General features: G+C 68.4%; 27 protein-coding genes. 2 read left to right on the forward strand and 25 right to left on the reverse strand.

All coding sequences use genetic code 11. The features are described from left to right. Positions 1–103 precede the first annotated feature (103 nt). Positions 104–439, forward strand: a complete 336-nt coding sequence (locus tag DB31_RS33690; RefSeq protein ID WP_044195672.1) for an HU family DNA-binding protein — start codon at positions 104–106, stop codon at positions 437–439. A 15-nt stretch (positions 440–454) separates the two neighbouring features. Here the strand turns inward: DB31_RS33690 and DB31_RS33695 are convergent, their stop codons facing one another. The 13 genes from DB31_RS33695 to DB31_RS33755 all read right to left on the reverse strand — a co-directional run bounded on the left by DB31_RS33695 (position 455) and on the right by DB31_RS33755 (position 13206). Beyond that, entirely contained in the window at positions 455–2545 is a 2091-nt protein-coding gene (locus DB31_RS33695) for a flagellar biosynthesis protein FlhA (RefSeq protein WP_044195674.1), read from the reverse strand. Next, entirely contained in the window at positions 2542–3588 is a 1047-nt protein-coding gene (locus tag DB31_RS33700) for an EscU/YscU/HrcU family type III secretion system export apparatus switch protein (RefSeq protein WP_044195677.1), read from the reverse strand. Before DB31_RS33700 ends, DB31_RS33695 begins: the two co-directional genes overlap by 4 nt. Next, positions 3585–4379, reverse strand: a complete 795-nt coding sequence (locus DB31_RS33705; protein WP_044195680.1) for an EscT/YscT/HrcT family type III secretion system export apparatus protein — start codon at positions 4377–4379, stop codon at positions 3585–3587. Before DB31_RS33705 ends, DB31_RS33700 begins: the two co-directional genes overlap by 4 nt. Beyond that, positions 4376–4645 (reverse strand): flagellar biosynthesis protein FliQ, encoded by a 270-nt coding sequence (fliQ, locus tag DB31_RS33710; RefSeq protein ID WP_044195683.1) that lies wholly within the window; start codon positions 4643–4645, stop codon positions 4376–4378. Before fliQ ends, DB31_RS33705 begins: the two co-directional genes overlap by 4 nt. A 4-nt stretch (positions 4646–4649) precedes the next feature. After that, a complete protein-coding gene (sctR, locus tag DB31_RS33715; RefSeq protein ID WP_044195686.1) occupies positions 4650–5375 on the reverse strand; it encodes a type III secretion system export apparatus subunit SctR in 726 nt (241 codons plus the stop codon). After that, positions 5372–5722: a flagellar biosynthetic protein FliO gene (locus DB31_RS33720; protein ID WP_044195688.1), complete on the reverse strand. Its 351-nt coding sequence runs from the start codon at positions 5720–5722 to the stop codon at positions 5372–5374. Before DB31_RS33720 ends, sctR begins: the two co-directional genes overlap by 4 nt. 17 nt (positions 5723–5739) lie before the next feature. Continuing rightward, positions 5740–6891: a type III secretion system cytoplasmic ring protein SctQ gene (sctQ, locus tag DB31_RS33725; RefSeq protein ID WP_044195691.1), complete on the reverse strand. Its 1152-nt coding sequence runs from the start codon at positions 6889–6891 to the stop codon at positions 5740–5742. Between the two features lie 18 nt (positions 6892–6909). Beyond that, entirely contained in the window at positions 6910–7419 is a 510-nt protein-coding gene (locus DB31_RS33730; protein WP_044195694.1) for a hypothetical protein, read from the reverse strand. A gap of 20 nt (positions 7420–7439) precedes the next feature. Next, complete coding sequence (locus DB31_RS33735) at positions 7440–8243, reverse strand: flagellar M-ring protein FliF (RefSeq protein WP_044195697.1); 804 nt, start codon at positions 8241–8243, stop codon at positions 7440–7442. Between the two features lie 11 nt (positions 8244–8254). Further along, entirely contained in the window at positions 8255–8740 is a 486-nt protein-coding gene (locus DB31_RS33740) for a hypothetical protein (RefSeq protein ID WP_044195699.1), read from the reverse strand. A gap of 10 nt (positions 8741–8750) precedes the next feature. Beyond that, complete coding sequence (locus tag DB31_RS33745; protein WP_044195702.1) at positions 8751–9254, reverse strand: hypothetical protein; 504 nt, start codon at positions 9252–9254, stop codon at positions 8751–8753. A gap of 230 nt (positions 9255–9484) precedes the next feature. Then, positions 9485–9841, reverse strand: a complete 357-nt coding sequence (locus DB31_RS33750) for a response regulator (protein ID WP_044195704.1) — start codon at positions 9839–9841, stop codon at positions 9485–9487. Further along, positions 9838–13206, reverse strand: a complete 3369-nt coding sequence (locus DB31_RS33755; RefSeq protein ID WP_052420467.1) for an ATP-binding protein — start codon at positions 13204–13206, stop codon at positions 9838–9840. The genes DB31_RS33750 and DB31_RS33755 overlap by 4 nt, the downstream gene beginning before the upstream one ends. A gap of 211 nt (positions 13207–13417) precedes the next feature. Between DB31_RS33755 and DB31_RS33760 the strand changes: the two genes are divergently transcribed. After that, on the forward strand, positions 13418–13741 hold the full coding sequence (locus tag DB31_RS33760) for a PilZ domain-containing protein (protein WP_044195709.1): 324 nt from the start codon (positions 13418–13420) through the stop codon (positions 13739–13741). 12 nt (positions 13742–13753) lie between these two features. Here DB31_RS33760 and DB31_RS33765 read toward each other — a convergent pair whose 3' ends face one another. The 12 genes from DB31_RS33765 to DB31_RS33820 all read right to left on the reverse strand — a co-directional run bounded on the left by DB31_RS33765 (position 13754) and on the right by DB31_RS33820 (position 26453). Beyond that, positions 13754–14152 (reverse strand): response regulator, encoded by a 399-nt coding sequence (locus tag DB31_RS33765; protein WP_044196039.1) that lies wholly within the window; start codon positions 14150–14152, stop codon positions 13754–13756. Between the two features lie 34 nt (positions 14153–14186). Beyond that, positions 14187–16754, reverse strand: a complete 2568-nt coding sequence (locus DB31_RS33770) for an ABC transporter permease (protein ID WP_044195712.1) — start codon at positions 16752–16754, stop codon at positions 14187–14189. A 70-nt stretch (positions 16755–16824) separates the two neighbouring features. Beyond that, complete coding sequence (locus DB31_RS33775; protein ID WP_044195715.1) at positions 16825–17196, reverse strand: hypothetical protein; 372 nt, start codon at positions 17194–17196, stop codon at positions 16825–16827. 76 nt (positions 17197–17272) lie between these two features. Beyond that, positions 17273–17965: an ABC transporter ATP-binding protein gene (locus DB31_RS33780; RefSeq protein WP_044195718.1), complete on the reverse strand. Its 693-nt coding sequence runs from the start codon at positions 17963–17965 to the stop codon at positions 17273–17275. Next, a complete protein-coding gene (locus tag DB31_RS33785; RefSeq protein ID WP_205628621.1) occupies positions 17962–18693 on the reverse strand; it encodes a tetratricopeptide repeat protein in 732 nt (243 codons plus the stop codon). Before DB31_RS33785 ends, DB31_RS33780 begins: the two co-directional genes overlap by 4 nt. 14 nt (positions 18694–18707) lie before the next feature. Beyond that, positions 18708–20564: a BatD family protein gene (locus tag DB31_RS33790; RefSeq protein WP_044195725.1), complete on the reverse strand. Its 1857-nt coding sequence runs from the start codon at positions 20562–20564 to the stop codon at positions 18708–18710. Then, complete coding sequence (locus tag DB31_RS33795; protein ID WP_044195727.1) at positions 20548–21480, reverse strand: tetratricopeptide repeat protein; 933 nt, start codon at positions 21478–21480, stop codon at positions 20548–20550. The genes DB31_RS33790 and DB31_RS33795 overlap by 17 nt, the downstream gene beginning before the upstream one ends. Continuing rightward, a complete protein-coding gene (locus DB31_RS33800) occupies positions 21477–22532 on the reverse strand; it encodes a VWA domain-containing protein (protein WP_052420483.1) in 1056 nt (351 codons plus the stop codon). The genes DB31_RS33795 and DB31_RS33800 overlap by 4 nt, the downstream gene beginning before the upstream one ends. Beyond that, complete coding sequence (locus DB31_RS33805) at positions 22532–23542, reverse strand: vWA domain-containing protein (RefSeq protein ID WP_044195731.1); 1011 nt, start codon at positions 23540–23542, stop codon at positions 22532–22534. Before DB31_RS33805 ends, DB31_RS33800 begins: the two co-directional genes overlap by 1 nt. Next, positions 23517–24560: a BatD family protein gene (locus tag DB31_RS33810; RefSeq protein ID WP_044195734.1), complete on the reverse strand. Its 1044-nt coding sequence runs from the start codon at positions 24558–24560 to the stop codon at positions 23517–23519. The genes DB31_RS33805 and DB31_RS33810 overlap by 26 nt, the downstream gene beginning before the upstream one ends. Beyond that, positions 24557–25438, reverse strand: coding sequence for a DUF58 domain-containing protein (locus DB31_RS33815; RefSeq protein WP_044195737.1), 882 nt, complete (start codon positions 25436–25438; stop codon positions 24557–24559). Before DB31_RS33815 ends, DB31_RS33810 begins: the two co-directional genes overlap by 4 nt. Before the next feature lie 25 nt (positions 25439–25463). Then, a complete protein-coding gene (locus DB31_RS33820) occupies positions 25464–26453 on the reverse strand; it encodes an AAA family ATPase (protein ID WP_044195739.1) in 990 nt (329 codons plus the stop codon). Positions 26454–26578: the final 125 nt, after the last annotated feature.

Genomic DNA, 26578 nt, shown 5'->3' on the forward strand with positions numbered 1-26578 from the left:
GTGGCTGCTTGCAACAGCGGTTCGTTCTGTTATGTTTTCTGGATTCGATCACGGGCCTAAGCGCCCTCTATCCGAGGGGTCACGCGGTTTGCCGGAGCGTCCGATGCTCAAGTCCGATTTGATCAACATCCTCGTCGCCAAGCGGGGCGTGACGCAGAAGCAGGCCGAGGCCACCATCGAGACGATCTTCGAATCGATGAAAGAGGCCCTCTGCCGCGGCGAGAACATCGAGATCCGCGGACTTGGCGCCTTCCACGTCAAGAACTACCAGGGATATCAAGGCCGTAACCCGAAGACGGGTCAGGTCATCCCAGTGAAACCCAAGCGCGGCCTGCTGTTCCGGACGGGCAAGGAGCTGAGGGACCGGGTGAACCGGCCGGCTCCGCAGACCGCCCAGCCGGACCTGTCGGATCCGACCAAGGGCAACACCGGCACCTGAAGCCCTTGATTTCTCTCAGGCAGTGACGGCCACGGGGGCCAGGCGTCCCAGGGGCCGGATCTGCAGGTCCACGTCCAATTCGGCGTAGGTGAGCACGGCCACCTGGGGGAAGGATCCCTCGATGAGGCGCCGGAGCGCCCTGCGCACATCGGGCGCCGTGAGGAGCACCGCCTTTCCCTCGGTGGCGATCCGCCGCACCCCCTCGAGGATCTCCGCGACACGTTCGGGCGAAGGAGCCGGCCCGCGTGGCCCCCCTCCCCGCAGCGCTTCTTCCAGCTCGGGGTCCACGAGGTAGGCGAACAGCGGCCCCGAGGGCGCGAACTTGTGGCTCAGGTAGCGGTGCAGCGCCTGGCGGCAGCGCTCCGCGAGGGCCGTCGCATCGCCCTCGGTCGTAGGCGAGACGAGCGCCTCCAGGATGACGCGCATGTTCCGGATGCTCACCTGCTCCTGCACGAGCTTGCGCAGCACCTCAGTGAGCAGCGGCAGCGGGACCTTCTGGAGGGCCTCCTTCGTCAGCATCGGGGCCTGGGTCTCCAGTCCCTCCAGGAGCCCCTGCACCTCCTGAATGCCCAGGAGGCTCGCGGCGCGGGACCGCAGGATGCTCCGGAAGTGCTCCACGATGAGCTCTCCGGGCCGGAGGCAGGGAACCTGCGCCATCTCCAGCCGCTCGCGCCCGGACTCCGCCAGGCGGCTGATCGGACGGCCCGTCCAAGGCTCCACTGTAGGCTCCAGCTTGAGGTCGAGAAACGACAGCTCATCCGGCGGAGAGCGCACGTAGAGGTGGCCCGGCACCACCTGCCCTGCTCCAGCGGGGACCTCATCCAGGAGGATGGCGTAGCCGCCCTCGGGCAGGTACGCCACGTGGGTCCTGACCCGGATGCCCGGAACCCGGACGCCAAGCTCGTAGAAGAACTCGTCCCGGAGCTGGTTGAGCAGCTGATGGACAAACGCCCCACCCTGCTCCTGCGCGAGCGCCGTCAAATCCGGCGAGAGGTCCACCGTCAGCGGAGACACGCCAACCGGAGCCGCTGCGCTCGCGGGCGCCGCTCCTACTCCTCCGCCCTTCGCACCCGCTCCCTCCTCGGGCGCCTGGGACTGGGCCTCCGCTGCCTCCGCCTTCTCTGCGGCCACCTTCTGCATCTTCCCAAGCACATGCGCGAGCCCACCGAGCAGCCCCCCCAGCCCGAGGAAGGTGAGGAACGGCATGCCCGGCATCAGCGCGAGCGCCAGGCACAACCCCGCGACCACCCAAAGGGCCCGGGCCTGCCCGAAGAACTGGGAGCCAATCTCCGAGCCAAGCGAGTCCTCCTCCTTCTCCGACGCCACGCGCGTGACAACGAGCCCTGCGGCCACCGCGATGCACAGCGAGGGAATCTGGGACACGAGCCCATCCCCGATGGCAATCAGCGCGAAGGTCGAAGCGGCATCAGAGACGCTCAGGCCTTGCTGGAAGACACCGATGAGCGTGCCACCCAGCAGGTTCACGGCCACAATGACGAGGCCCGCGATGACATCCCCCTTCACGAACTTCATCGCGCCGTCCATGGCGCCGAACATCTGGGACTCGCGCTCGAGGTTGCGCCGGCGCTGGCGAGCCTGTGCCTGATCGATGGCACCCGCGCGCAGGTCTGCGTCAATGGACATCTGCTTGCCCGGCATCGCATCCAGCGTGAAGCGAGCGGAGACCTCCGCGACGCGCTCGGCGCCCTTGGCCACCACGAGGAACTGGACCAGCGTGAGGATGGCGAACACCACCGCGCCCACGACGTAGTCCCCGCGCACGACGAACTCGCCGAATGCCTGGATGACCTCACCGGCATGGCCCTCGGCGAGCGCGAGCCGCGTCGACGACACGTTGAGCGAGAGCCGGAAGAGCGTGGTGAACAGCAACAGCGTGGGGAACGCCGTCACCTTGAGCGCGTCCTGGGCGTAGAGCGCCGCGACCAGCAGCGCCACCGCCGCCGCCAGATTGAGCGCCAGTCCCATGTCCAGAAGCCAGGGCGGCAGGGGAATGATCAAGGCCCCCAGGACCGCGGCCATGGCCACTGCGAGCACCACATCCGAAGACTTCCGGGCCTTCGAGAGGATCTTCATCAACTGGTTCATGACGTCCGACTCCGTGGACTCCCGTCCGTGTCTTGAGACTCCATCGCCACCCTCAGCACGACAGCCGCCGCCTGGTAGAGCTCTTCGGGGATCTGCTCCCCGACGTCGTAGTGGATGAGGCTGCGCGCCAACGGAACGTCCCGAACCACTGGGATTCCGCGGCGTTGCGCCTCCCGCCGGAGCGCGAGCGCATCCGCCTCCTGGCCCTTGGCAACGAGGTAGGGCGCCTCGCACTCTTGGGTGTCGTAGCGAAGCGCGACCGCGATGTGCGCAGGGTTAACGACCACGGCCGTGGCCTTCTGCACTCCACGTGCCGGGCCCCCCTGCGCGAGCTGCCGGTGGAGCGCCTTCCGCTGGGCCTTGTGGTGCGGATCGCCTTCGCTCTCCTTGTACTCCCGCTTCACCTCCTCGCGGGTCATCATCAAGTCCTGGATGTGCCGCCGCCGAGCCAGCGCGTAGTCCGTCACTCCCAAGAGGAGCAGCACCCATGCCAGGCGCATCGCCAGCGGCGCGAGCTGCCCCACAAGCTGACTGAAGCCCGCGGTTCCCTCGAGCCACACCGCGAGCAGAGCGTCCGGGCCGGTCTTCTCCACCTCGTTCCACACCAGCGCGACGACTACGCCCATCACCGCCAGCGCCTTCGCCACCTCGATGAGCGACCGGACGCTAAAGAGTCGCTTCAGGCCCGCGGCCAAGCTGATGCGCTCCAGCTTGGGCGTCACGTGGTCCAGGTTCAGCTCGAAGCCCACCGTGGCCACGGACACCGTGAAGGACGCAACCAGCGCCCCCCCCAGAGCGGGGCCCGCCAGCCGCGCCCACATCCACAGTCCCTCTTCCATCCAGGTGGAGGAACTCGGATTCCGCAGCAACTGGGTGGTCCATTCCTTCAGCCGCTCGAAGCCCTCGGGCGCGAAGGCGGTGAGGGCGAGCAACCCTCCCAGGGTCACCGCGCTGGCGGACAGCAACCGGCTCTTGGGAATCTGTCCCTTACGGCGTGCATCGCGCAGGCGCTTTGCCGAGGGTTTCTCCGTCTTCTCACTCATCGCGCCGCATCCCCCATCCACCGCAGCGCCTCATCCACCCCCACCACTCCCGCCAACAGCCGTTCGCAGAGCACCCCGACCCCGAGCCACACGAGCGCGCCGCCTCCCAGAATCCGCAGCGGCGCGCCCAGGTCCTGGAGATTCACCTGAGGAGCCGCACGCGACGCCATGCCCATCAGGCAATCGACGGTCAGCACCGCTGCGGCGATGGGCGCCCCAACCGCCAGCCCTGTCGCCATCGCGCCGCCCGCCAGTGTCACGACATACAGCGCCGCAGCCTCCGAGGGCACAGCCGCTCCCAACCGCACCACTCCAAAGCCCCGCAGCACCCCGGAGAGAACGAGAGGAAACAGTCCTCCCGTCACCACCAGCGTCACGAGGAGTTGGTACAGGCCATCGCCAGTGGCCGACTCGCGACTCCCAGCCATGGGCAAGCTGGCTTCAGCGGAGGTGCCTCGAAAGAGATCGATGAACCTCCCACCCATCCTCGCCGCATCGAACGGCAGCGCAGCGATGAGCCCCACCGAGGTCCCGTAGACCATCTCCTTGAGCACGAGCGCCCCCAGCGTCACCGGCGTCTCCACGGGCGCATCCACTCCCACTCCCGCAACGAGATGCAGGAAGAGCGAGAGGCTCAGCACCAGGGCCAGCTTGACGGTGGTAGGCGCGGACTGCCCGCCCAAGAGCGGACAGAGAAAGACCACGGGCAGCAAGCGCGACGCACACAGCGCCACCGAGACAATGTGCGGTCCCAGCAGTTCAATCTGGGCACGAAGAAGCTCGAGGTTCATATCGCCACCTCGGCAATGGCCATGAGCAGCTGGTGGGTGAACCGCGTGAGCTGCCCGGCAATCCATGGCCCTGCGAGCACCAGCGCCAGCACCGCAGCGCACAGCTTGGGCACCACGGACAGGGTGCTCTCCTGAATCTGCGTGGTGGCCTGGAACAGGCTCATGACGAAGCCCACCGCCAAGCTCGCACCGATGGGAGGCAGGGAGGCGAGGACCATCAGGAGCAGGGCCTCACGGCCGAGCGACAGCAGCACATCCTGGGTCATGGCATTACCGGTAGCCGAGGATGAGCCCACGGGCGAGCAGCGACCAGCCATCCACGGCGACGAAAAGGAGGATCTTGAAAGGCAGACTCACCTGGCTCGGCGACAACGTCTGCATGCCCAGGGCGAGCAGGACGTTGGCGATGACCATGTCGAGCACGAGGAACGGCAGGAAGATGAGGAAGCCAATCTGAAACGCCTCCTTCAGCTCGGTGATGACGAAGGCGGGGATGACCACGAAGAGGTCGCCCTCATGGACTTGTTCCATCTCCTCGGGAGGCCGCAGCTCTCGCGCAAGCTCCACGAAGAGCGCCCGCTCCTCGGCGCTCCCATGCTTCACCAGGAAGGCGCGCAGCGGGTCCGTCACCTGGACCGCCCCGTCGAAAATCTGTGCCCCTGATTCCATCTGTGGGTAGACGCGCTGGCCCGCGTCGTACATGCGCTCCATCACCGGAGACATGATGTGCGCCGAGAGCACCGCCGCGAGCCCCGTCAGCACGATGGTCGGTGGAGCCTGCTGCGTCCCCATCGCCGAGCGCGCGAACGACAGCACCACGGCGATCTTCGAGAAGCTCGTCAGCAGCATTACCGCGAAGGGCACCAGCGACAGCACCGCGAGCATCGCCATCATCGCCAGCGGATTGCCGGCAGAGGAGGCCTGCAAGAGGGTCTTCTCGCCAGCCAACGCCCACGCCGGCGTCAGGAGGCAGCCCACCCAAAGTCCCCGCTTCATCGCTCCACCCCCTCTGGCTGCATCGAGGGCGACTCGTGGATCTGGGCGAACGAGTCCCCAAAGGCCACGAGGAAGCTGCGGCCATCTGCCTCCACCAGCGCAATGCCACAGCGCTGGGAGAGTCCTGCACGGGAAACCACCTTCAAGCGTTCGGGGAGCGCGAACTGGGAGCTTGCTCCACCACGGCGCCACAGCCACCACCCCAAGCCCCCGAGCGCCACGGCCCCCAGAAGCCACCGAGCCACCCCCGCGACAGACAGGCCCCCTAGAGGTGCCAATGCCGCGAGCCCCAGAATGAGCCCGCTCGCAAGCAACAAGCGGTGCCGAGGAGAGAGAGAAGCAAGCATGACGTTTCTCCGAGCACTCACGGCAGCAGGTTAAGGATGCGAGCACCGACCTCGCCGTCGATGTCGACCAGCTCGGCGCGGGCCACCGCCCGCTCACCGATGCGCAGCAGCACCGGCTCGCTGGCGTTGATGCGCAGCGGAAGCAGCGCGCCCGGCTTCAGCCCGGCCAACTCCGAGAGCGGCAGCATCAGCCGCGTCAGCTCGATCTCCACATCCACGGGGAGCGGAGGCATTCCTCCGCTCTGCTCAGTGACGGTTGCCATCTTCGACTCCAAGGGAAGTGCGCGCCTGCGCGCGCGGGTCAGGGAAAAACCTTCGGGGGTGAACTCACCCATCAGCTCAAAGCCGTGTGTGACCAGGCGGCCCTCACCGAGGAGGTACTCGCCGCCATGCCGGGCGGCCTCGAAGACGACGACATCGCCCACCGACAGCCTCTTGAGCGACGAAGGTGGAAGCTGGGTGTGGCCCAGGAAGCACCTCGCACCGAGAGCTGCCGCGAGGATCTCCGAAGCGATGAAGGCCTCCCGCTCCACGGGCAGGTCCTTGAAAGCGGACTCGAAGAGCACAGCAGGGACGAGCAACCGACCTCCAGCCGTCACCTCTCCCACCGACAGAGACAGCTCCACTCCGAGGTGGGGCCGCCGGCTCTCCAGCCGCCCCAGCGCCTCCACCCGGCTCATCGTCACCCCTGCCAGCCGAGGTCCCAGCCGGCGGTGGAGCTCGGACCTCCCCCGAAGCGCCGCGAGTGCAGAGAGGACCAAAAAGGCGAAGGTCGCTTCTTCCAGGCGCGTGAACCGCCTCACGGGGCTCGGCCGCGGGTTGCTGCCCGCGAGGCGCTCCAGCGCGGCGAAGAGCACCGGCACCTCCAACTCCAGCACCGCACAGCCCCCTGTCGCGGACAGGTCCAGCAGGACGAAGGCCGTCGCATGGGCCAGCCCTGCGTTGGGAATCACCGTGGACTCTGAGAGCCGGCCTGTGATGCGGACGGTGCTCCCGAGTTCCTTTCCCAAGACCTCGCAGAGGCTCTGGAGCGCTTGCGTTCCCCAGCCTGCCACTTGGGGACGCTCGCTCAGCATCACATGTGCCCGGGCCAGTCGGCGCGTGCCGAGCCGGTTCAGCTTGGCGATCTTTTGAAGCGATGACGGGGTACTGCGGGGTTCGGTGTGCATGGGAAACTCAGAGACGGGTCAGCGCGTGGCCTCGCGAACCAAGCGCTCAGCCAGGGTGCTCATCGCTGGAGAAACCGAGGCGTCCGGAGCCTCCAGTCGACGCTGGGGAAAGAGGGTGCGGTGGTACGGTGGCAGCTTGCGGAAGATCTCCCGCCTCAGAGCTTCGGGGGCCTCCGCCATCAGCTCACGAAGTTGCTCCGCAGGGTCACTCCGCAGCCCGAACTCCAGTGCTACCCGGGCCTGCCGCTGTGCCGAGGTCATCGCCGCGAAGTGGGCCAGGTGCTCCTTTGCCCGCGCGGCCTCGCTCTCGCCCAGTCCCTCGAGCAGCTCCGAGGCCCGCTCCTTGCCGAACACCCGCGCCACCAGCGCGAACCGCGCCAGCGGCAAGAAGGTGGGAGGGGCCTTCACAGCCCGCACAGGTGTGGGCGGCGACTTCTGCTTGGGCAGTGGCCTGCGGGTGATGCGAGTGGCTTGCTCGGAGCGGTTCTTCGCCACCGGCCTCCGCACGATCCGTGTGACCTCCTCCATGGAGCATCCTCCCCAGCAGCTCAAGCCACACGGCGTGCCGCATTTGCGGCGACCACGGGCCGGGCAGGAACAGGCGGAGCGACCGGCGGCGTCATCGCCTCGGACTGGTCGTTCCGCAGCCGCAATGCGAGGAACACCAGCGCCACCGCCAGGGCGGTGAGCACCACGCCCATCACCACCAGCAGCACCCGCAACCTCATGAGGGGTGAGCTTCCGGGAACGGTCACCTCCACACGCGTGGATGCCTCATCCACCATCAGTGCCACGGAGTCCGGTGACAGCCCCTCCACGCCTCCCGCGATGAGCGCCCTCAGCTGCTCCTGGGCCTGGCGGATCCGCGCCGCCTGCCCCGGTGCCGTGCGCAGCATCGCCGAAGCCTTCGCGGGCGCCGACGCCTGTCCCGGGCGCGGCGGGGGCGGCACCATCAGATGAACCCGCGCCAGGAGCACCCCATCCACGCCCTGGAGCGTCTTCTCCACGCCCCGCTCGAGCACCCGGCCCCGGCAGAGCTGCTCCTCGACGGGAGAGCGGATGAGCCCGCCCCCTCCAAATACATCACAGCCCATCTCCTCCGCGGGCCTCGGCAATCCCAGCTCCGCCAGGATGCGGACGGCGTCCGAGGCCTGGGCCTCTTCCACCTCGATGGCCCAAGTGGGCTTCTTGCCCGCCTCCGGGACCTTGCGTGCATCCAGTCCCCGCTCGGCGAGGACTGTCTGCAGCTCGTTGGCCTGGCGCTCATCGAGCCCATGCTGAATGCGCTCCCGGCACGCGGCGGTGCACAGGAGCATGAAGAGACAGAGACAGCGGCGAACAGCGAACGTCATGGCGAAGCTCCTCAAATCTGGGTCTGAAGCACCTGCTTCACGCCGCTCGTCGCCTTCTCGACGACCTTCCCAGCCAAATCGAGCTGCTGGCTGGCGGCGTACACGTGGGCCTGGAACGCGAGCAGCTCGGCCGGAGTGAACGTCCGGCCCGACTCCGCCAGCGCGAGGACGAGGTCCAGCCGCTTCTGCGCCTGGCTCACCCGATCCAGCACCTGCACGACCTGCTGAGCCCTCGCTGACTGCACCGAGTCCACCCGCGCCCCAGGCGTCACCTCCGCCCGGCCCGCGGCTGCTCGCTCCACGCTCTGGACATGGCGCGGCCCTCGCACCGCTTCCGAGGGAAACGGACGCTGCGCTCCCTCCGTGGACACGGGAATGCCTGGCCCTCGCTCCGGGCCCTTCACCCCTTGAAGCACCTTGCCGAACTGCTGCTTGCCGGTCTCCAGCGCGGGAGTGGCTCCCGCACCGCCGACCGAACCCACCTTGTCGATCGCCATGACGCCGCCCCTACCGGATGTTGTTGATGGCGGCCTTCGCCGAGTCGTGGCGGACCTTCATGATGTTGGAGACCGCGTTGTGCTCACGGCTCTCCCGCTGCATCTCGTTCTGGAGCTGCAGGTACGCCATGTTGAACTTCTGCCCCTCGGCCGCCATGAGCTTCTGAGCCTCGAGCAGGTCCCACGCCTCGCCCTTCCCCGCCGTCCCCCCGGCCGTTCCCGTGCCACTGGTGCCTCCCGAGGCACCGCCGACGCCTGGGATCGGCACGGTGGCGCCACCCGTTGATGGCACGGTCGTCGGCACCGAGCTCACGGTCGACGCCACAGAGCTGACGCTCGAGACCGCCGCGCTCAGCACCGGTCCTCCGGGAAGCACCCTGCCAACGAGGCCTGCTCCCGTCGTCACGATCTCTTGAGCGGTGCGCGCGAGCACGGCACCGAACTCGTTCTTCGGTGTTTGCCGCAGCTGGGTGGGGGTGATGGACAGCGACGCGATACGGTTGTTGTTCTCCACGAAAAGCCTCCTGGTTGAGCTGCGCCAGGAGCCCTTTGCGCTTCCCGTGCCAACACCCGTTCTCAGGAAAGTCGCGGGTTTATCCGCACCGCCCCCCGTGAGGGAGTCCACCGAGCCCCATGGACCGTCCATGGCGCGAGACGGTACCCGTCCGCAGGTTCCGCCCTCAGGTACGAACGAGAGGCCGCCTCCTCCCAGGACCGGGCAGGAGCAGGCCGGATCTCTGCTTTCTACGCGGACATGGCGGCCAACAGCAGGTCGATGTCGAGCGGCTTATGGAGGTAGGTGCGGGCGGCGAGACTTTCGCGGTGGTTGTCGAGATGGGGATCGGCGCTCATCACCACCACCGGGATGTGGGCGATTCGCGGGTTGGCTTGCTGCTCGGAGCGGAACTGAAAGCCGTCCTTCACGGGCATCATCAAGTCCAGGAGGATGACGTCCGGAGGCTGCCGCATCGCTTCGAGCTCCGTGAGCGCGTGGGCACCGTTCTCCGCGGAGAACACGGTGTGGCCCTCGCCCTCGAGCAGCTCGCGAACGGACTCGCGTATGTAGAGGTCATCCTCCACCACGAGGATGCGCCGGCTCATGCCGGGACTCCTGAAGCGCTGGGGAGGCTCCCGGACCACGCGTGCGAGGCATCCCTCGGCAGGCGGACGACGAAACGAGCGCCGCCTCCCTGAGGGCTCTCCACCGTGATCATCCCGCCGTGGGCACGCACGATCTGCCGGGAAATGAAGAGGCCGAGCCCGAGCCCGCCGACGTTGCGCGAGGCGATACCACGATCGAAGCGGTCGAAGATGGTGTCGTGCTGCGCCTCCGGAACCCCAGGCCCAAAGTCGCGCACCTCGATGCGGACATGGTCCCCGTCCTCCAAGAGGCGGACATCGAGGGGCACGCCCGGCGCGTACTTCATCGCGTTGGAGATGAGGTTGGTCAGCACCTGCTCGAGCCGGCGCGCATCCCATACCCCCAGGAGCCTGGGCGGAACCTCGAGCTGTATCCGGCAACCCGCCTGGGTAAGCTGGCCCGAGAGGTGCTCCAGCACGTCGCGTGCGAGCTGGGCGAGGTCAGCCGGCGCGAAGGCAAGGTCGATGTTCCCCGAGCGGATCCTCGCCACGTCGAGCAGATCGTTGATGAGGCCCGTCAGCCGGTCCACCTGGATGGACGCGATGCGCAGCACCTTCGCGAGCTTCTCCGGGCTCGGGGCGCGGCCCTCCTCGGGCTTCACGCTCCGCTCGGTCATCTGGAGCTGCATCCGGAGCGAGGTGATGGGTGTCTTCAGCTCGTGCGAGGCGATGGAGAGGAACTCGTCTCGCGAGACCAGCAGGCTCTTCAGCTCCCGCTCGACCCGCTTGAGGCGCGAGACGTCTTGGAAGGTGATGACGGACCGCGGCGGCTGCTGCCCGATGGCAGGAACGAAGCCAGAGTCAACGACGAGGTTGAACCGCCCCGCTTGCGAGTGCCAGACCACCTCCATGTCGCGGACTCGCTCACCGCGCAGGACACGGCCCCCCGGCGACTGCTCCAGATCCATCGGGCGATCGGCCTCGTCGGTCAGGCGGAACGCCTGGCTACGCTCTGCGGCGTCGATGTTGACGGGAAAGCGTCCGCCGGCGAGCTGGTGGGCAGCGCGATTGGCGAAGGTGAACTGCCCCGAGCCCGGATCGACGAGGAGGGTTGGGGCGGGAATGTGGTCGAGCACCGCCTCGAGCCACTGCTGCTGCTCCGCGAGGTTCGCCATCCGCGCCTGCTGCTCCGCCGCCTGCATCCGCAAGGCCGCCATGCTGAGCTGGGCGTGCACCCGGGCGAGGAGCTCCTTGGCCGCGAACGGCTTCGTCAGGTAGTCATCCGCCCCGAGCTCGAGCCCGCTCGCGGTGGCCTCCTCTCCTGCGCGAGCCGACAGCAAGATGACCGGTAGCGTGTGCAGCGCGTCGTCCGCCCGCAGCCGCCGCACGAGCTCGGTGCCATCCATCACCGGCATCATCACATCCGAGAGCACGAGGTCCGGCCGCGACGCCCGAGCCGCCTGGAGCGCCTCCGCCCCATTCGTCACCGCTGTCACCTGGTAGCGCCCTTCCAGGAGGCGGCGGACGTAATCGCGCATGTCGGCGTTGTCGTCGGCGAGCAGGATTCGCGGGCGTGGGCCCTCCGTCACGATCCTTCCCTCAGGCTCCTGATCGGGGAGCCAGCGCAGCGCTTCCTCGACGAAAGCCTCGGCGCGGACCTCGGTGGAGGCCAACCGCTGTGCATGAATGGGCGCCGGACCCAGCCCCCGGGGGACCTCTCCCAGTGGGACGCGCACCAAGAAGGTCGAGCCTTCACCGACGACGCTCCGCACCTCGACCGAGCCACCGTGGAGCTTGGCAAGGTCCTGCACGAGTGCGAGGCCAATGCCGCTGCCCTCGTGGGTGCGCCCCTGTGCTCCCTGCACCCGGTGAAAGCGCTGGAACACCCGTCCCAGCTCGCTCTCTGGAATGCCAATGCCCGTGTCCCGCACCGACAGCTCCGCGAACCCACCCGCCCGGCTCAGGCTCACCCGGATCTCGCCCGCCTGAGTGAACTTGAACGCGTTCGACATGAGGTTGAGGACGATCTTCTCCCACATGTCTCGGTCGACGAACACCGGCTCCCCGAGCGGCTGAATCTCCACCACGAGACTCATGCCCGCGCGCTCGATGGCCGAGCGGAATGCGCTCGCGAGGTCGCGGGTCATCGCGGCCAGGTCAATGGGCTCGAAGGTGGCCTGGGCTCGGCCCGCCTCGATGCGCGAGAAGTCGAGCAGCGAGTTCACCAGCTTGAGCAAGCGGAGCGCATTGCGGTGCACCGTCTCGAGCTCGCCCCGCGCGGCGTCCGGCAGCGCCCCACGGCGGCCCGAGAGGAGATCCTCCACCGGCCCGAGCAACAGCGTGAGCGGCGTCCGGAACTCGTGGCTCACATTGCTGAAGAAGGCGGTCTTCGCCCGGTCGATCTCGGCGAGCGCCTCGGCCCTGAGACGCTCCTCCTCGTACGCACGGGCGTTGCCGAGCGCCGCGCTGGCCGCCGCGCCCAGCATCTCCACGAATGCCTGATATGCCTCATCGAGCGGCAGCCGCGGGCTTGCTGCGACGACGAGGAAGCCCAGCGGCGCGGCCACCCCGGCGACCCGGATCTGCAGGACGAAAGCCTTCGCCACCGGCTCCGGATAAGCCCCTGCGGGGACTGGCCCGAACCGAGTCTCCAGGTTCGTGACCAGCTCGGCCCGGCTGCTGCGCGCCGCCTCCGCGAGGGGCCATCCCCCGCTCCCGTTGCCCTCCGCGAGGTGAATCACCTCCGGCGCGAGGGGCCCACCCGCCGGCGTCCCACACGCGCCTCGAAGCCGTGCCTGGGTCCCGTCCGGGCTCGTCACGTAGAGAAGCGCGAACGGCAGATCAAAGGCGTACTCACCGAGCGTCGAGAGGAGAAGCTCACACGCCTCGTCGAACACCGACGCCTGGCCCGCGCGATTCGCGATGTCCCGCAGCGCCCGCGTCCGCCGCTGGGCGAGCATCGTGGTGGTCGTCTCGGTCACTGGGTGAAAGAGCCCCACCACCTTCCCGGACTCGTCGCGGATGGGGCTCAACGAGAAGGTGAAGAACGTCTCCTCCGGGTAGCCGTTGCGCTCGAGGAACATCCGCTGGTTCTCGAGGAACGTCGTCTCCCCGGCGAGCGCACGCTCGAAGGGTCCGCCGATGGCTGGCCAGGCGGACGCCCAGGTGACACGGTAGTCCTCGCCCATCGCGCGTGGATGCGCTGCGCCACACGCCACGCGGTACCCATCGTTGTAGATCTGGTTGTGGCCGTCGCCCCAGATGATGTTGATTGGAAAATTCGAGGCGAGGCAGAGACTGACGGTGGTCCGCAGGCTCAGGGGCCAGGCCTCAATGGGTCCGAGGGGCGAGCGCGACCAGTCGAGCGACGCGATAAGCGCCGCCATTTCGCCGCCTCCGGCGAGCCATTCGAGACTCCTCGGGCCTGTGCGCATATCGAGTTCCGCTCACGGAGGCTATGCATCCAGCGCTGGGCCCGCAAGGCGGCCAGGAGCAAGTCAATACGGCCCAGGGGTGAACCCGCGCCCGAAAAGTTGCGTCCTCGGCTCCCTGCCTCAGACTGGTTGCGACCTGTTGCACCGAGGAGAGACCCCGAACATGACGCCCGCCCCCAATCCCCGTCAGGCTGAGCGCTTCCACCCTCGCGTGGAGGCCAACCTCGTGGTGAAGGTCCTCCTGCCGGGCCGCACCGTCGTCGCCAAGGCCCGCGACCTGTCCATGGCCGGCCTCTTCCTCCACGCCCAGCCCGCGGACGCGCTGCGCGAGCTCACGCTCTCCCTCCCCCTGAACGGAGACCGGGAGATCGTCGTCAACTGCACCATCCTCCGCCGCGAGGCGAATGGCGTGGCGCTCGAGTTCGGCACGCTCGACTGGGATGACTTCCTCGCCCTGGCGCGCTTCCTCCACCCGCGCCTGCCCTGAGCGGGCCGGGGCTCAGCTGGGCAGCAGAGCCGCGCGCAGCCGGTCCACCAGCTCCATCAGCTCCGAGCTTCGGAAGGGCTTGTGGATATAGCCGTCCGCGCCCGCCTTCGTGGCGATCTCCACATCCGCTTTGTTCGCCTTGCCGGTGAGCATGTAGACCGGGACGCTCGCCGTGGTCGGCTCGCTCTTGAGGATGCGGCACACCGTCACCCCATCCATCTTCGGCAGCACCACGTCCATCAGGATGAGCTGGAAGGCGCGCGTCTTCGCCAGCTTCAGCCCCTCGATGCCGTCCTCCGCGCACACCACATTCACGGTGTCATCGCTCAGCATCGAGCTGACGAGCTCCCGGATGACGGGCTCGTCCTCGACGAGCAGGATGTGGAACTTGGTGGTGGATTCAGCGGCCATGGCTCGGATCACCTGCACTATGACAGATGGGGGGCTACTCGTAGGCGAGTGCCTCGACGACGTCCAGCGCCGCCGCCCTTCTTGCGGGATACAGACCTGCGACCGCAGCACACAATGTGGCCGTTAGGGACATCTGCAGCGCGACTCCTGTCGGGAAGACATACGGAAAGCTCCACCCCAGGGATTGCTCGCTCACCATTTGAGTGATGATCCCCCCCAGCACCGTGCCCGATAGGACTCCAATGAGTCCTCCTGACAGGCCGATGAAGGTGGCCTCACCCACGAAGAGCCACAGCACGTGGGACTTCGCCGCCCCCACCGCCCGGAGCAGGCCAATCTCCCGCGTCCGGTCCAGCACCGCCGCCAGCAGCGTGTTGATGACCCCGAGCAGCGCCAGCAGCACCGCCACGGCCTCCATCGCGTAGGTCACCGTGAACGCGTCGTCGACGAGCGAGGTGGCCTCGTGGCGAAGCTCACTGTGGGACAGCACGTAGAGGTTGTACTGGCGCCCGTGGGCCTCGGTGATGGCGCGGCGCACTTCCTCCAACCTGCTCAGGTCCGTCAGGTACGTCTCGAAGATGTCCACCTGCCGGTCCTGGAAGTGCGCCATGTAGACGTCCCGCGAGAGCACCAGGGTGCCCTGGTCCGAGGTGTAGTCCATCGCCACGGCGCCCACCGTATAGGTGCGGACACCCGTGGGCGTGGACATCTCCACGGTGCTCCCCACGTGCAGGCCGCGGCGGCGCGACAGGTTCTCGGAGATGATGACGCGCCCCTGGCGCCACTCCTCCGGCGTCAGCATGCGGCCCTCGAGGAAGAGGGGCTTCGCCCGCTGCTCGTAGATCTCGGGAATGAGCGAGATGACGTAGGCCCGCAGGCCCAGCACGTCGTGAGGAAGGATGCGCACGCGATCCACTCGGTCCACGCCCGGCAGCTTCTCGATGGCGTCGCCCAGTTCGGGCCGCATCGGCTGGTTCTGCACGCCCGCTGTCCTCGCGGACGAGGTGACGAAGAGATCCGCTGGCACCGCCTGGTTGATCCACCGCTGCGTCGACTCGTGGAACGAGCCCACGAACCCCGCGATGCACACCGCCATGGACACGCCCACGGCGAGCGCCGACACGGGCACCGAGGTCCGCACCGGCGCCCGGGCGAAGTTGTCCGCCGCGAGCCTTCCGCTCACGCCCAGCAGCCGCTCGCCCGGCCCTCGGTAGACGTACCAGAGCCCGCGGAGCAGCGTGGGCGCCAGCAGCGTGGAGCCCATGAGCACCAGGAAGATGCCCAGGTAGCCTCCCACCGGCAGGTTCTCCACCGGAGGTGGCAGCCGCGCCAGCGGATACACCGCCGCGAGGCACCCCAGCCCGGCCCATTGCGCCCAGGACTTCGTGCTGCCCACCTGCACGCCCGCCGCCGCGTCCTTGCGCAGCGCCTCCACCGGCTGCACCCGCGAAGCGTGCAGGGCCGGCCACAGCGCCGCGAACGCACTGCCCAGGACCCCGAGCGCGATGCCCAGCCCCAGCTCGAGCGCGGTGATTGTCACGTCTCGCGCGTTCACCTTCACATAAAGGCTGGAGATGGACTGGGAGACGGCACCGATGGCGCCCCGCCCCACCAGCGCCCCCAGTGGCAGCCCAAGCGCCGTACCCAGGGCGCCCAGCATCATCGCCTCCAGGGTGAACAAGGCCCGGATGCGCAGGCGCGAGGCTCCCAGCGCTCGCAGCGTGCCGATCTCCCGCCGACGCTGCACCACGCTGATGGAGATCGTGTTGTAGACGAGGAACACCCCGACCAGCAGCGCCACCCCAGAGCCCAGGTTGAGCCCCATCTGGAAGCTGCGGACCATGGTCTCCACCGAGCTGCCACGCCGCGAGGGACGCTCCACCTCGAACGCCGGCCCCAGCGCCTTGCGAAGCCCCTCACGCACCGCCTCCACGCCCTGCTTCGGGTCCACCGCCACGTCGATGCGGTCCAGCACCCGGTCCCGCCCGAACGCCGCCTGGGCCGAGGCCACGTCCATCACCGCCACCGAGCCACCGAACGCCTTGATGGGCCCGGACTCGCGGATCAGCGCGTGCACGATGAAGTCCTGCGCCCCGCTGGAGGTCATCAGCCCGAAGGTGTCTCCCACCTTCAGCTGGTGCTCGCGGGCAAAGCGCTCGGACACCAGCAGCCGATCCGTCGAGTTGAGGAACTCCAGGTCCTCCGTCAGCGCGCGGAGGTCTTTATCCACGCCCTCGTAGGTGCGGAAGTAGCCGTCATCCAGCAGGTCCACGCCCATGACGTAGAGGGACTCGCCCGGAGCGTTCTGCACCGGCGCGACAACGGAGAGGCCACCCGACGCATGCAACACCCCGGGCACTTTCCGGACTCGCTGGAGGACCTCCTCGGGAAAGCCGACCTGCGAGCCTGCCACCGTGAGGTCCGCCTTCCCGGCGATGGTGTCCACCGTGGAGCGGAACGCCTCCATCACCGAGCGGTTGATGGCGGTGACGCCCACCATCGTCGCCACGCCCACGGCCACTCCCACCAGGGTCAGGGCGGTGCGCAGCGGAGCCTGCAGCAGGTGCCGCAGCGAGACGAGTCTCAGCAGAGGGAGGAACACGCGGCGTCAGCTTAACCCGCTGCCTCTGCTCGCGCCCGGGCAGCGGGCTCGGTACGGCCGCGAGGCGGCCTCAGGGCAGCTCACCGTCCAGCCACCGCTCCGCCTCCTCGCGGGAGAAGGCCAGGTGAGGCTCGTGCTGGGCCTCCTTGCTGGTACGCGCGAGCTGGAGCGCGGTGTGCGGCGAGCGGCCCACGATTCGCACGGCGCGTCCGAACTTCCGCGCACGCTGCGCCTCCACGATCCGCTTGAACTCGGCCATGCTCTCGGGGCCTAGCGCCTCGGCGTTCGACAGGTCCGACACCACATCGAACCCCGGCCGCAGACGATCCATCTCCTTGATGATGGCATCGGCGACGGCCTTCGCCTGGGCGTTGTCGACCTGGCCTTCAATGCGGATGAAGATCCGGTTCTTGCCTACATCGGCATGAATATCGACGACCACGTGCGGTGACCCCCAGGCATGGGATGGCAGGCCCCCCGGCTTCCTTCTTCTTCAGTCTACCTGCTTCTTGCTCCTGTCAAGCAGCCTGACTGCTGACTCGCTCATCTCCTACGACGAGACCATCCGCCAACCGGACGATCCGGTCTCCCACCTCCGCCGCCCGGGGGTCATGGGTGACCATCACCACCGTCAGCTGGCGCTCGCGTGTCGCCTCCCTGAGCAGGCGGAGGACCTCGGTGCCCGTCTTCGAGTCCAGGTTCCCGGTGGGCTCATCGGCCAGCAGCAGGGCCGGCTCCGTCAGGAGGGCCCGGGCCACCGCCACGCGCTGCATCTCCCCTCCGGACAGCTCGTCCGGCCGGTGCTGGGAGCGCCCGCGCAGGCCTACCGTCTCCAGCAGCGCCTCGGCGCGCGAGAGCATCTCCGCCCGAGGCCGGCCCGCCAGCAGACCCGGCAACATCACGTTCTCCACCGCCGTCAGGGTGGGCATCAGGTTGAAGAACTGGAACACGAAGCCCAGCCGCTCCCGCCGGAAGGCCGAGAGCGAGGTGTCATCCATCCGCGCCAGCTCCTGACCGCCAATCCGGATGCTCCCACCCGTAGGCACATCCAGCGCGCCCAGCAGGTTGAGCAGCGTGCTCTTCCCGGAGCCCGAGGGCCCCATCACCGAGAGGAACTCCCCCCGAGGCACCGTCAAGGACACGCCCGCCAGCGCCCGCACCTCCGTGCGGCCTCGGCGGTACACCTTCGTTGCCTCGTGGACCTCGATCATATCTCCGCTACACCCTCTCGCTCGACCCACCCCTCCAGCCCGTTGGGCAGGCGGATGCGCACGTAGCGCCCCGCGTCCTCTAGCAGCCGGATCTTCAGGCCCTCATGCACGTCGAAGAGCACCTTGGCGTCACCCTTGGGGAGCTCGCGCGCCACCAGCGTCCGAGAGAGCACCACCGCCTCATGGAGCGTGCGCGCCACCCACACGTGCGCTCCCAGCAGCGCCCCCGAGGGCAGCGCCACCACGAGCGCCAGCCCCGCGAGCACTGCCGCCCACGTGCGGCGGCCGGGCTTCAGGAAGTAGAAGAGCAGCAGCAGCGCGAAGGCCGCCACCCACGCTCCGAGGAACACCCCAGCCACCACCGTCTCGGGCGTGGCCTTCACCAGCCGGGTGACGAAGTCCTCCTCCACGGCGGCGCCCTCGACCTTGTCCTTCTGCTGAGCGCGGGCGAGCGCGAGGTTGGCCTCCAGGTCCGGGGCCCGGCCACCTGCCTTCCACGCGCGCTCCAGCGAGAGCACCGCACGGCCCAGGTCTCCCTGCGCCAGGTACGTGGTGCCCAGGTTGTAGAGCACGTCCGGGCCACCCTGGCCGTGGGAGATCAGCTTCTCGTAGCCCTCCCGGGCCGTGGCGTAGTCCTCGCGGGTGTAGGCCTCGTTGGCCTGGGTGAAGAGCTCCTGGGCCTCCTCGGGCGTGTAGTAGCCCTGGCCCAGCAGCGTGGCGACGAGCATGGCGGTGATGGCGCTCACTTCTCCCAGCCCTCCATCACGGCCTCGGCGTCGTCGAGGACCCGGTTGCGCTCGGACAGCTCCGAGCCGCCGCCAAAGCGCCCCATGTCACAGGCCTCCAGCACGAACAGCACCTTCGAGCGCCGCTCCGGAGCCACTCCCGCCGCCACCATCTTCTCGCTCAGCACCTCGCGGGTGAGCCCCACCACCGGGATGTGCAGCCGGGCCTCCAGGAAGCCCATGAGCGCCTTCTCCACCTCGGCGTAGAAGGCGCTGGTGCTGCCCTCGCCCACCAGCTTCTCCGCCGCGGCCAGCCGCTTGCGCGCGGCCCGGGCCTGCTGCTTCTTGCGGCCCGCCTCGGACTGCGTGAGGAGCCGTCCGCGCACCTGGCCCACCCCCATCACCCCGAGCAGCAGCCCCACCGGCGCCAGCACCGCGGGCAGGAAGAAACCCCGCTCCCACAGCGGCGTGGAGGGCGCCATGAAGCGCGCCTGGTAGCGCAGCGGACGCAGGCCGCTGGCGGTGAGCACGTTCTTCTGCTCGTTGGCCGCGTCATGCGATGGAGGGGACAGCGGTCCCGTCGAAGTGGCCCCACCCGAGCCCGCCTCCACCGTGATGGTGACCGGGTCCGTGCGCGTCACGTCGTACTCGCGGCGGCGCGGGTCGAAGTACGGGAACTCCAGCGCCGGCAGCGTGAAGGTCCCCGTGCGCTGCGGCATCACCAGGTACTCCATCATCCGGCGGCCCTGGATCTTGTTCTTGTTGGGGGTGACCTTGTCCGTCGTCGTCGGGTCGTAGACCTTGAGCGCCGCGGGCGCCGTCAGCTTCGGCGGGGTGACGTTCTTCACGTTGCCCGTGCCCTCGAGGATCACCTTCACGGTGATGGGCTGGCCCAGCTCCACGCTCGTGGGGCTCACGTCCAGGGTCAGCTGCCAGCTCCCCACGTGGGCGTTGGCGATGCCCGCGGGTCCACCCGGCGGCAGCGGCTTCACCTTCACCTTGAGCCCGTTGGCCACGCGGTGCACCCGGTGGCCCGCGAACAGGAAGCCCGTGGTGATGTCCGCCTCGGCCGGGGTGATGTTGAGCGTGCCCGCCTTCACCGGGAACAGGGCCCGGCGGCGCAGCAGGTAGGCGCGATAGGGAATGCCGTTGACGATCTTCTGCTCTCCCGAGAGCTGCGTGGGGCTCTCCACGTCCTCGCTCCAGAAGCCCTCCAGCTTGGGCATGGTGACCGCATCCACGCTGGACAGATCCACCCGCGAGTAGATGTAGAGCGACAGCGTCGTCTGCTCGCCCACGTAGATCTCGTCCCGGTCGAGGCTCGCGCGCAGGAACAGGTCCGAGTCGCCTCGGGGGATGACGGGCTCGTCATCCATCTCCATGCCCTCGAAGGGGTCCTGCCCCCCGGGGAAGTTCTGGAACGGATCCGGCAGCGATGGGCGCGAGGCCTGTCCTGGAGCGGGTCCCAGCCGGCCCTGCTTCACCGTCAGCTCAATGGGGTCCGTCTTATAGGTGCGGCCCGCGGTGGTGAGCACGGCGGGTGGGATGGTGATCCTGCCCGTGCGCGTGGCGCGGAGGATGAGCGTGTGGGTGGTGACGTCCTGGATGACGGCGGGGCCACCGCCAGAGAGCTGAATGGAGCGCTGGCTGCTGCGCGAGGAGGAGAGGACCTCGAAGTCCCTCGGGGCGGGCAGCTGGACCTGGGCGGAGGGCGGAGCATCCGCCACCACCACCGAGAGGCGCACGGTGTCCTCGGTGCCGACCTCGGTGCGATCCACCTTTTGGTAGAACTCGATGTCCGCCCACGCTGGCGCAGAGGCCAGCAGGGCCAACCCAGCGAGCAGCGCTGTCCAGCCGCTACCAGTCCTTCTCATTGGGCTTCCTCTGCTTCTTCTTCTGCTGGAAACGCCACAGCTGCAGATTCTTCTCGTTCTGCTTCATCGCATCCAGCAGGCGCTCCGCCTCCTGCCGATCGATGTCCTCGGGGCTCACGCCCGCATCCACCTCGTACTCGGTCTGCTCCTCGGCGTCGCCGGTGCCACCGTCCGACCCGCCATCGCCCTGCTCGGGCTCACCTTCGCCCGAACCGCCATCGGAGCCACCATCCGAGCCGCCATCCCCCTGGCCCTGTCCCTGCCCACCATCCCCGCCGCCATCCTGGCCTCCGTCCGAGCCTCCATCGCCCTGCGGCCCGCCGTCGGCGCCGCCATCCGTCCCTCCGTCCACGGGACGGCCACCATCCTGCGGCTTGCCACCATCCGCCCCACCATCCGTCCGGCCACCGTCTGAACCCCCATCGCTGCCGCCGTCCGTGCCGCCGTCCGCCCCGTTCTGCTGCGGCGGAGGCAGGTTGCGCAGCACCACCTCATAGTTGTGGCGGGCGAGCTCGTCGTTGGGGTCCAGCTTGAGGGCGCGCCGGTACGCCTGCAGCGCCTCCTTGCGCTCGCCCGTGGTGGCGTGGATGTTGCCCAGGTTGTACCAGGCCTTCTCCTGCAGATCGGGCCGGGTGGACTCGGTGACGCGCTGGAAGGCCGACTTCGCCTCCGCCACGCGCCCGAGCTGCGCCAGGGCGACGCCGCGGTTGTACTCCACCGCCGGATCCTGGGGCCGGTCCTGCTTGGCCTCCTCGAAGGCCGCGAGCGCTCCCTCGTAGTCCTTCGCGTCGTACGCCGCGCGGCCCTTGGCCACGAGCGGGTGATCCACCTCCAGCGGGCCCGCGGCCCACGCCGGAGCGGAGAGCCCCACGACGAGCACCCATGCCAACACGCGCATGCCCAGGCCCCGGCTCATGACGGCCTCCTGCGCGAGGGCAGCAGCAGCATCCCCGCCACGAGCAGCGCCAGTCCCGCCACCGCGTACTCCTGGAAGCGCTCGTTGTAGCGCATGGTCACGCGGCTCTCGAGCTCGCTCTTCTGCATCTGATCGATGCGCTCCACCACCTGCCCCATGGCCACGCCACGAGGCTGATAGAAGAACGTGCCGCCGGTGGCCTCCGCGATGGCCGTCAGCCCTGCCCGATCCAGGCGGGTGATGACGGTCTCCCCGTTGGTGTCCTTCTTGTAGTCCACGAACTCGCCGCGCCGGTTGAAGATGGGGATGGGCTCGCCGCCCTCCGAGCCGACGCCAATCGCCAGCACCTGGACGTTGCCGTCCTTGAGCGCATCCACGGCCTCGTTCACCTCGCCGAAGAGGTCCTCACCGTCCGAGAGCAGGACGATGACGCGCTCCTTGGCGCCACGGTCCGCGTTGTCCAGCACCTGCTTGGACAGCTTCAGCGCCGCGCCGATGTTGCTGCCGCCCTGAGGCATCTGCTCCGGATCCACCGCGCGGAGGAACAGCTTCACCGCCGAGTAGTCCGAGGTGAGCGGCGACTGGATGAAGGCATCGCCCGCGAAGACGATGAGCCCCACCCGGTCTCCCTTCAGCTCGTCCAGCAGCGTGGAGAGCTCCAGCTTGGCGCGCTCCAGGCGGCTCGGCTGGACGTCCCGGGCGAGCATGGACTTGGAGGCATCCAGCACCACCACCACGTCGATGCCCTTGCGCTTCATCAGCTCGCTCTTGCTGCCGCACTGGGGCTGCGCGAGCGCGAAGCCGAAGAGCAACAGCCCCAGCCCGTAGAGGCCGCCCTGCACGGCCGGACGCCACTCGGAGACACCGGGGGTCAGCTTCGGCGACAAGCGCTCATTGAGCACCGCGCGCACCCGCGAGCGGCGGCGCAGCGCCAGCACCAGCGCCAGCAGTCCCAGCACCACCCCCACCAGGCACAGCAACAGGAAGAGCGGCTGCGCCAGGCGCACCGGATAGCCCAGCGGGCTGAAGTCCCAGGGGCCCACGTGCGGAATCATGGGAACACCCGCAGGAAGGTGGCGCGCAGGAGCAGCTCCAGCGCGGCGAGGCCGAACGCCAACAACAGGAACTCGTGGTAGTCCTCGCGGTACGTGGCCGAGGCCCCGCCCTCCATGATCTTCGAGCGCTCCAGCGAGTCGAGCACTTGCTGGAGGCCCTGCTTGAGACCCTCGGGGTCTGTGGCGCGGTAGTACTCGCCGCCGGTGGACGCCGCGATATCCTGCAGCAGCTCGGGGTTGATGGGGATCTCCGTGTCACGCCACACGGTGTTGCCAAAGAGGTCCTGCCCCTGGGGGAACGGCACCTTGCCGCCCTTGCCCACGAGGATGGTGTAGATGGGGATCTTCAGCGCCTTGCCCATGTTGGCGGCATCGAGCGGAGAGATCTTCCCGGCGTTGTTGTCGCCGTCGGTGATGAGCACCACCACGCGGCTCTTGGCTTCCGAGTCCCTCAGGCGGTTGAGCGAGGTGGCGAGCGCGTCACCAATCGCGGTGCCGTCCTCGAGCACGCGGGTGCGCAGCTGCTTGATGACCTCGCGGAGCACGCCGTAGTCCAGGGTGAGCGGGGACTGCGTGTACGCGGCGCCGGCGAACACCACCAAGCCGATGCGATCGTTGACGCGGTTGGTGATGAACTCGGAGAGAACTTCCTTGGCCACGTGGAGGCGGTTCTGCGGGCGGAAGTCGCCGGCCTCCATGGAGGTGGAGAGGTCCAGGGCGACGACGATGTCGATGCCCTCCACGTTCAGGTCCTTCACGCGCTGGTCGCGCACCTGGGGCCGGGCGATGGCGATGACCGCGGCGGCCACGGCGATGACGCGCATGAGGGGCAGCAGCGGCAGCAGGTAGGTGCGCAGGCCGCGGCCTTGCTTGGCGAAGACGTGCGCGGCGGAGAAGCGCAGCACGGCGCGGCGGCGGCGCTCGCGCCAGGCCTGGGCCAGCAGCAAGGGCACCAGCAGGAGCCCCCAGAGCGCCTGGGGGCTATGAAACGCGAGGTCCAGGGGCATGGGGAGGGGGTTGGGCAGGGGCAGGCGCGGGCGGGACGTAGGTCTTCTCGACCAGCTGGAAGCCGAAGGCGAGCGACTGCGAGCAGGACTCCGGGCTGGCCTCGGCCTTGGCGTACTTCACCATGTCCGACTCGGAGATGAAGCGCAGGAGGTCCTCCTCGGGCAGGTTCGGCGTGCGCAGCTTGCGCAGCGAGGCGATCAGCTCCGGGGTGGTGCACTCCAGTGCCTCGAAGGAGTACCGCTCACCGAGGTAGCCGCGGATGATCTCCGAGAGGCGGAAGTAGAACTCCTTCACCTGGCCCTTGGCGGGCAGGTTCTCCTTGCCAAGCGCGTTGAGCGCCTCACGGGTGCGGACATCCAGCGGCGCGAGCGGCTTGGTCACCACCACTTGAGGACGCGGGCGGCGGATCCACTTGATGAGGCCCCACGCGAGCAGGCCCGCCACGAGCACACCGGCCAGGATGTAGAGCAGCCGCCAGGAGCGGATGGGGACCTCGGCGGGCGGCTGGAAGTCGAAGAGGTTGGCCCCCTGCTCGTCCGCGTCCTTGGGCAGCGTGGGGATGACCTCTACCTGCATGCCGGGCACGGAAATGGACTGGATCGCGTTGGGCGAGGTCAGCTCGAAGGTGAGGTCCGGGAGCGTGAGCACGCCCAGCTCGAAGGCGGACATCTTCAGCTTGAAGGTGGTGACGGAGCCGCCCGGCCCATCCTGGCGCTGGCGGGCCTGCTCCAGGATCTCGAACTTCTCCAGCTCCTTGGGCGCCACCAGCTCGAAGCGCTGGTCCCTCGCGTGCGTGAAGGTGAGCTCGTAGACGAAGGGATCGCCAATCTTGGCTTGCTGCGGGAGGACACGGCCCTTCACGCCCCAGTCCTCCACCTCCGGGGCCTTGCCATCCACGGGCACGCCAGCGTCCAGCACCTGGGCCTGGAGCGACTGGCCCTCGCCAGCGGGCCCTTCCTTGGGACCGCCACAGGCAGCCAGCCCGAGCACGAGCGCGAAGAGGAGCAGCCGCCTCATGCCGCCATCCTCCGGGCCCGGGCGCGGAAGAACTGCGCGAGCGCCTTGCCGTGGTCATCGTCGGCGCGCAGCTCCACGTGGTCCAGCTCCAGCTTCTTGAAGAGGCGCAGGCGGTCCTGGCGCTGGGCCTGCATGGCGCGGGCGAAGCGGCCGCGGATGCGCGGGTCGCTCGTGTCCACGACGAAGCGCTCGCCCGTCTCGGGGTCCTCCATCTCCACGAGGCCCATCTTGGGGAACTGCACCTCCAGCGGGTCGGCGATGACGACGGGCACCAGGTCGTGCTTGCGGCCCACGAGCCGGAGCGGCTTCTCGTAGTCGCGCGCGAGGAAGTCCGAGATGAGGAACGTCACGGCTTTCCGCTTGGCCACCTGGCGCAGGTAGGTGAGGCCCGCGCCGAGGTCCGTGCCGCGGCCCTGCGGCTGGAAGGTGAGGATGTCGCTGATGAGGCGCAGCACGTGGCTGCGGCCCTTGCGCGGCGGCACCACCTTCTCCACCCGGTCCGAGAAGAGAATAAGCCCCACCCGGTCGTTGTTGGAGATGGCGCTGAAGGCGATCTGCGCAGCCACTTCGGCGGCGATCTCGGCCTTGGAGCGCTCGGCCGATCCGAACTCCTTGGAGGCGGACACGTCCACCACGAGCATCACGGTGAGCTCACGCTCCTCGGTGAAGACCTTGACGTAGGCCTCGTTCATGCGCGCGGTGACGTTCCAGTCGATGATGCGGATCTCGTCGCCGGGCTGGTACTGGCGCACCTCGGAGAAGGCCATGCCGCGGCCCTTGAAGACCGAGTGGTACTGACCCGCGAGCATGTCCGAGACCACCTTGCGGGTCCGGATCTCCAGCTTGCGGATGCGGCGAATGAGGTCCTTGGGGAGCACGGGGCGTTCGGGACGGTGGCCAGGGTTACGGCACTTCGACGCGATCGAAGACGCGCTGGATGATCTTCTCCGGGGTCAGCTCCTCGGCCTCGGCCTCATAGGTGACGCTGACGCGGTGGCGGAGCACGTCATAGGCCACGGCCTTGACGTCCTCGGGGGTGACGAAGCCGCGGTGGCGCAGGAAGGCGTGCGCGCGAGCGGCCTGGGCCAGGGCAATGGTGGCGCGCGGGCTGGCGCCGAACTGGATGTAGTCGGCCAGGTCCTTGAGGCCGTACTTGTTGGGCTCGCGCGTGGCGAAGACGACGTTGAGGATGTACTCCTTCACCTTCTCGTCCATGTAGATGGCGTGGACGAGCTCGCGGGCGCGGGTGATGTGCTCCAGGGTGATGACCTTGGTGGCGCGAGGAGTGGAGCCGCCGGACATGCGGTCCATGATGAGCTTCTCCTCATCGCGTGTGGGGTAGCCCACCTTCACCTTGAGCATGAAGCGGTCCACCTGGGCCTCGGGCAGCGGGTAGGTGCCCTCCTGCTCGATGGGGTTCTGGGTGGCGAGCACCAGGAAGGGCGCGGGCAGCGGGAAGGTCTGGTCGCCGATGGTGACTTGGCGCTCGGCCATGGCCTCCAGAAGGGCGGACTGGACCTTGGCGGGGGCACGGTTGATTTCGTCGGCGAGGACGATGTTCGCGAAGATGGGCCCCTTGCGGACGGTGAAGTTGGCCGCCGCCTGGTTGTAGATCATCGTGCCCACCAGGTCCGCCGGGAGGAGGTCCGGGGTGAACTGGATGCGCATGAAGGTGGCGCTGAGGGCGTCCGAGATGGTGCGGACGGTGAGCGTCTTGGCCAGGCCGGGCACACCCTCGAGGAGGACGTGGCCATTGCAGAGCAGGCCAATGAGGATGCGCTCGAGCATGTAGCGCTGGCCGACGATGACCTTGCCGGTCTCCTGGTTGAGGATCTCGACGAAGGCGCTTTCCTTCTGCACCCTCTCGGTGAGCGCGCGGATGTCCGTGTTCATGTCCCCTCGGTGGGCGGCAACGGCCGGCAAAGCCGGAAACGGCCGGGCAGACTAGGGTTTCAGGCCGAACGTCTCAACACCGCAGAAGGACGGACATTCCGGTAAGGTGGGCGTCCCTGTTCTCC

The sequence above is a fragment of the Hyalangium minutum genome (assembly GCF_000737315.1).
Lineage (GTDB): Bacteria > Myxococcota > Myxococcia > Myxococcales > Myxococcaceae > Hyalangium > Hyalangium minutum.

Excerpts from the sequence above, each read along its gene's own strand:
- DB31_RS33690 (WP_044195672.1), top strand. The coding sequence starts at position 104 with ATGCTCAAGTCCGATTTGATCAACATCCTCGTCGCCAAGCGGGGCGTG.
- DB31_RS33695 (WP_044195674.1), bottom strand. The coding sequence starts at position 2,545 with ATGAACCAGTTGATGAAGATCCTCTCGAAGGCCCGGAAGTCTTCGGAT.
- DB31_RS33700 (WP_044195677.1), bottom strand. The coding sequence starts at position 3,588 with ATGAGTGAGAAGACGGAGAAACCCTCGGCAAAGCGCCTGCGCGATGCA.
- DB31_RS33705 (WP_044195680.1), bottom strand. The coding sequence starts at position 4,379 with ATGAACCTCGAGCTTCTTCGTGCCCAGATTGAACTGCTGGGACCGCAC.
- fliQ (WP_044195683.1), bottom strand. The coding sequence starts at position 4,645 with ATGACCCAGGATGTGCTGCTGTCGCTCGGCCGTGAGGCCCTGCTCCTG.
- sctR (WP_044195686.1), bottom strand. The coding sequence starts at position 5,375 with ATGAAGCGGGGACTTTGGGTGGGCTGCCTCCTGACGCCGGCGTGGGCG.
- DB31_RS33720 (WP_044195688.1), bottom strand. The coding sequence starts at position 5,722 with ATGCTTGCTTCTCTCTCTCCTCGGCACCGCTTGTTGCTTGCGAGCGGG.
- sctQ (WP_044195691.1), bottom strand. The coding sequence starts at position 6,891 with ATGCACACCGAACCCCGCAGTACCCCGTCATCGCTTCAAAAGATCGCC.
- DB31_RS33730 (WP_044195694.1), bottom strand. The coding sequence starts at position 7,419 with ATGGAGGAGGTCACACGGATCGTGCGGAGGCCGGTGGCGAAGAACCGC.
- DB31_RS33735 (WP_044195697.1), bottom strand. The coding sequence starts at position 8,243 with ATGACGTTCGCTGTTCGCCGCTGTCTCTGTCTCTTCATGCTCCTGTGC.
- DB31_RS33740 (WP_044195699.1), bottom strand. The coding sequence starts at position 8,740 with ATGGCGATCGACAAGGTGGGTTCGGTCGGCGGTGCGGGAGCCACTCCC.
- DB31_RS33750 (WP_044195704.1), bottom strand. The coding sequence starts at position 9,841 with ATGAGCCGGCGCATCCTCGTGGTGGAGGATGACCTCTACATACGCGAG.
- DB31_RS33755 (WP_052420467.1), bottom strand. The coding sequence starts at position 13,206 with ATGGCGGCGCTTATCGCGTCGCTCGACTGGTCGCGCTCGCCCCTCGGA.
- DB31_RS33760 (WP_044195709.1), top strand. The coding sequence starts at position 13,418 with ATGACGCCCGCCCCCAATCCCCGTCAGGCTGAGCGCTTCCACCCTCGC.
- DB31_RS33765 (WP_044196039.1), bottom strand. The coding sequence starts at position 14,152 with ATGGCCGCTGAATCCACCACCAAGTTCCACATCCTGCTCGTCGAGGAC.
- DB31_RS33780 (WP_044195718.1), bottom strand. The coding sequence starts at position 17,965 with ATGATCGAGGTCCACGAGGCAACGAAGGTGTACCGCCGAGGCCGCACG.
- DB31_RS33785 (WP_205628621.1), bottom strand. The coding sequence starts at position 18,693 with ATGCTCGTCGCCACGCTGCTGGGCCAGGGCTACTACACGCCCGAGGAG.
- DB31_RS33790 (WP_044195725.1), bottom strand. The coding sequence starts at position 20,564 with ATGAGAAGGACTGGTAGCGGCTGGACAGCGCTGCTCGCTGGGTTGGCC.
- DB31_RS33795 (WP_044195727.1), bottom strand. The coding sequence starts at position 21,480 with ATGAGCCGGGGCCTGGGCATGCGCGTGTTGGCATGGGTGCTCGTCGTG.
- DB31_RS33805 (WP_044195731.1), bottom strand. The coding sequence starts at position 23,542 with ATGCCCCTGGACCTCGCGTTTCATAGCCCCCAGGCGCTCTGGGGGCTC.
- DB31_RS33810 (WP_044195734.1), bottom strand. The coding sequence starts at position 24,560 with ATGAGGCGGCTGCTCCTCTTCGCGCTCGTGCTCGGGCTGGCTGCCTGT.
- DB31_RS33820 (WP_044195739.1), bottom strand. The coding sequence starts at position 26,453 with ATGAACACGGACATCCGCGCGCTCACCGAGAGGGTGCAGAAGGAAAGC.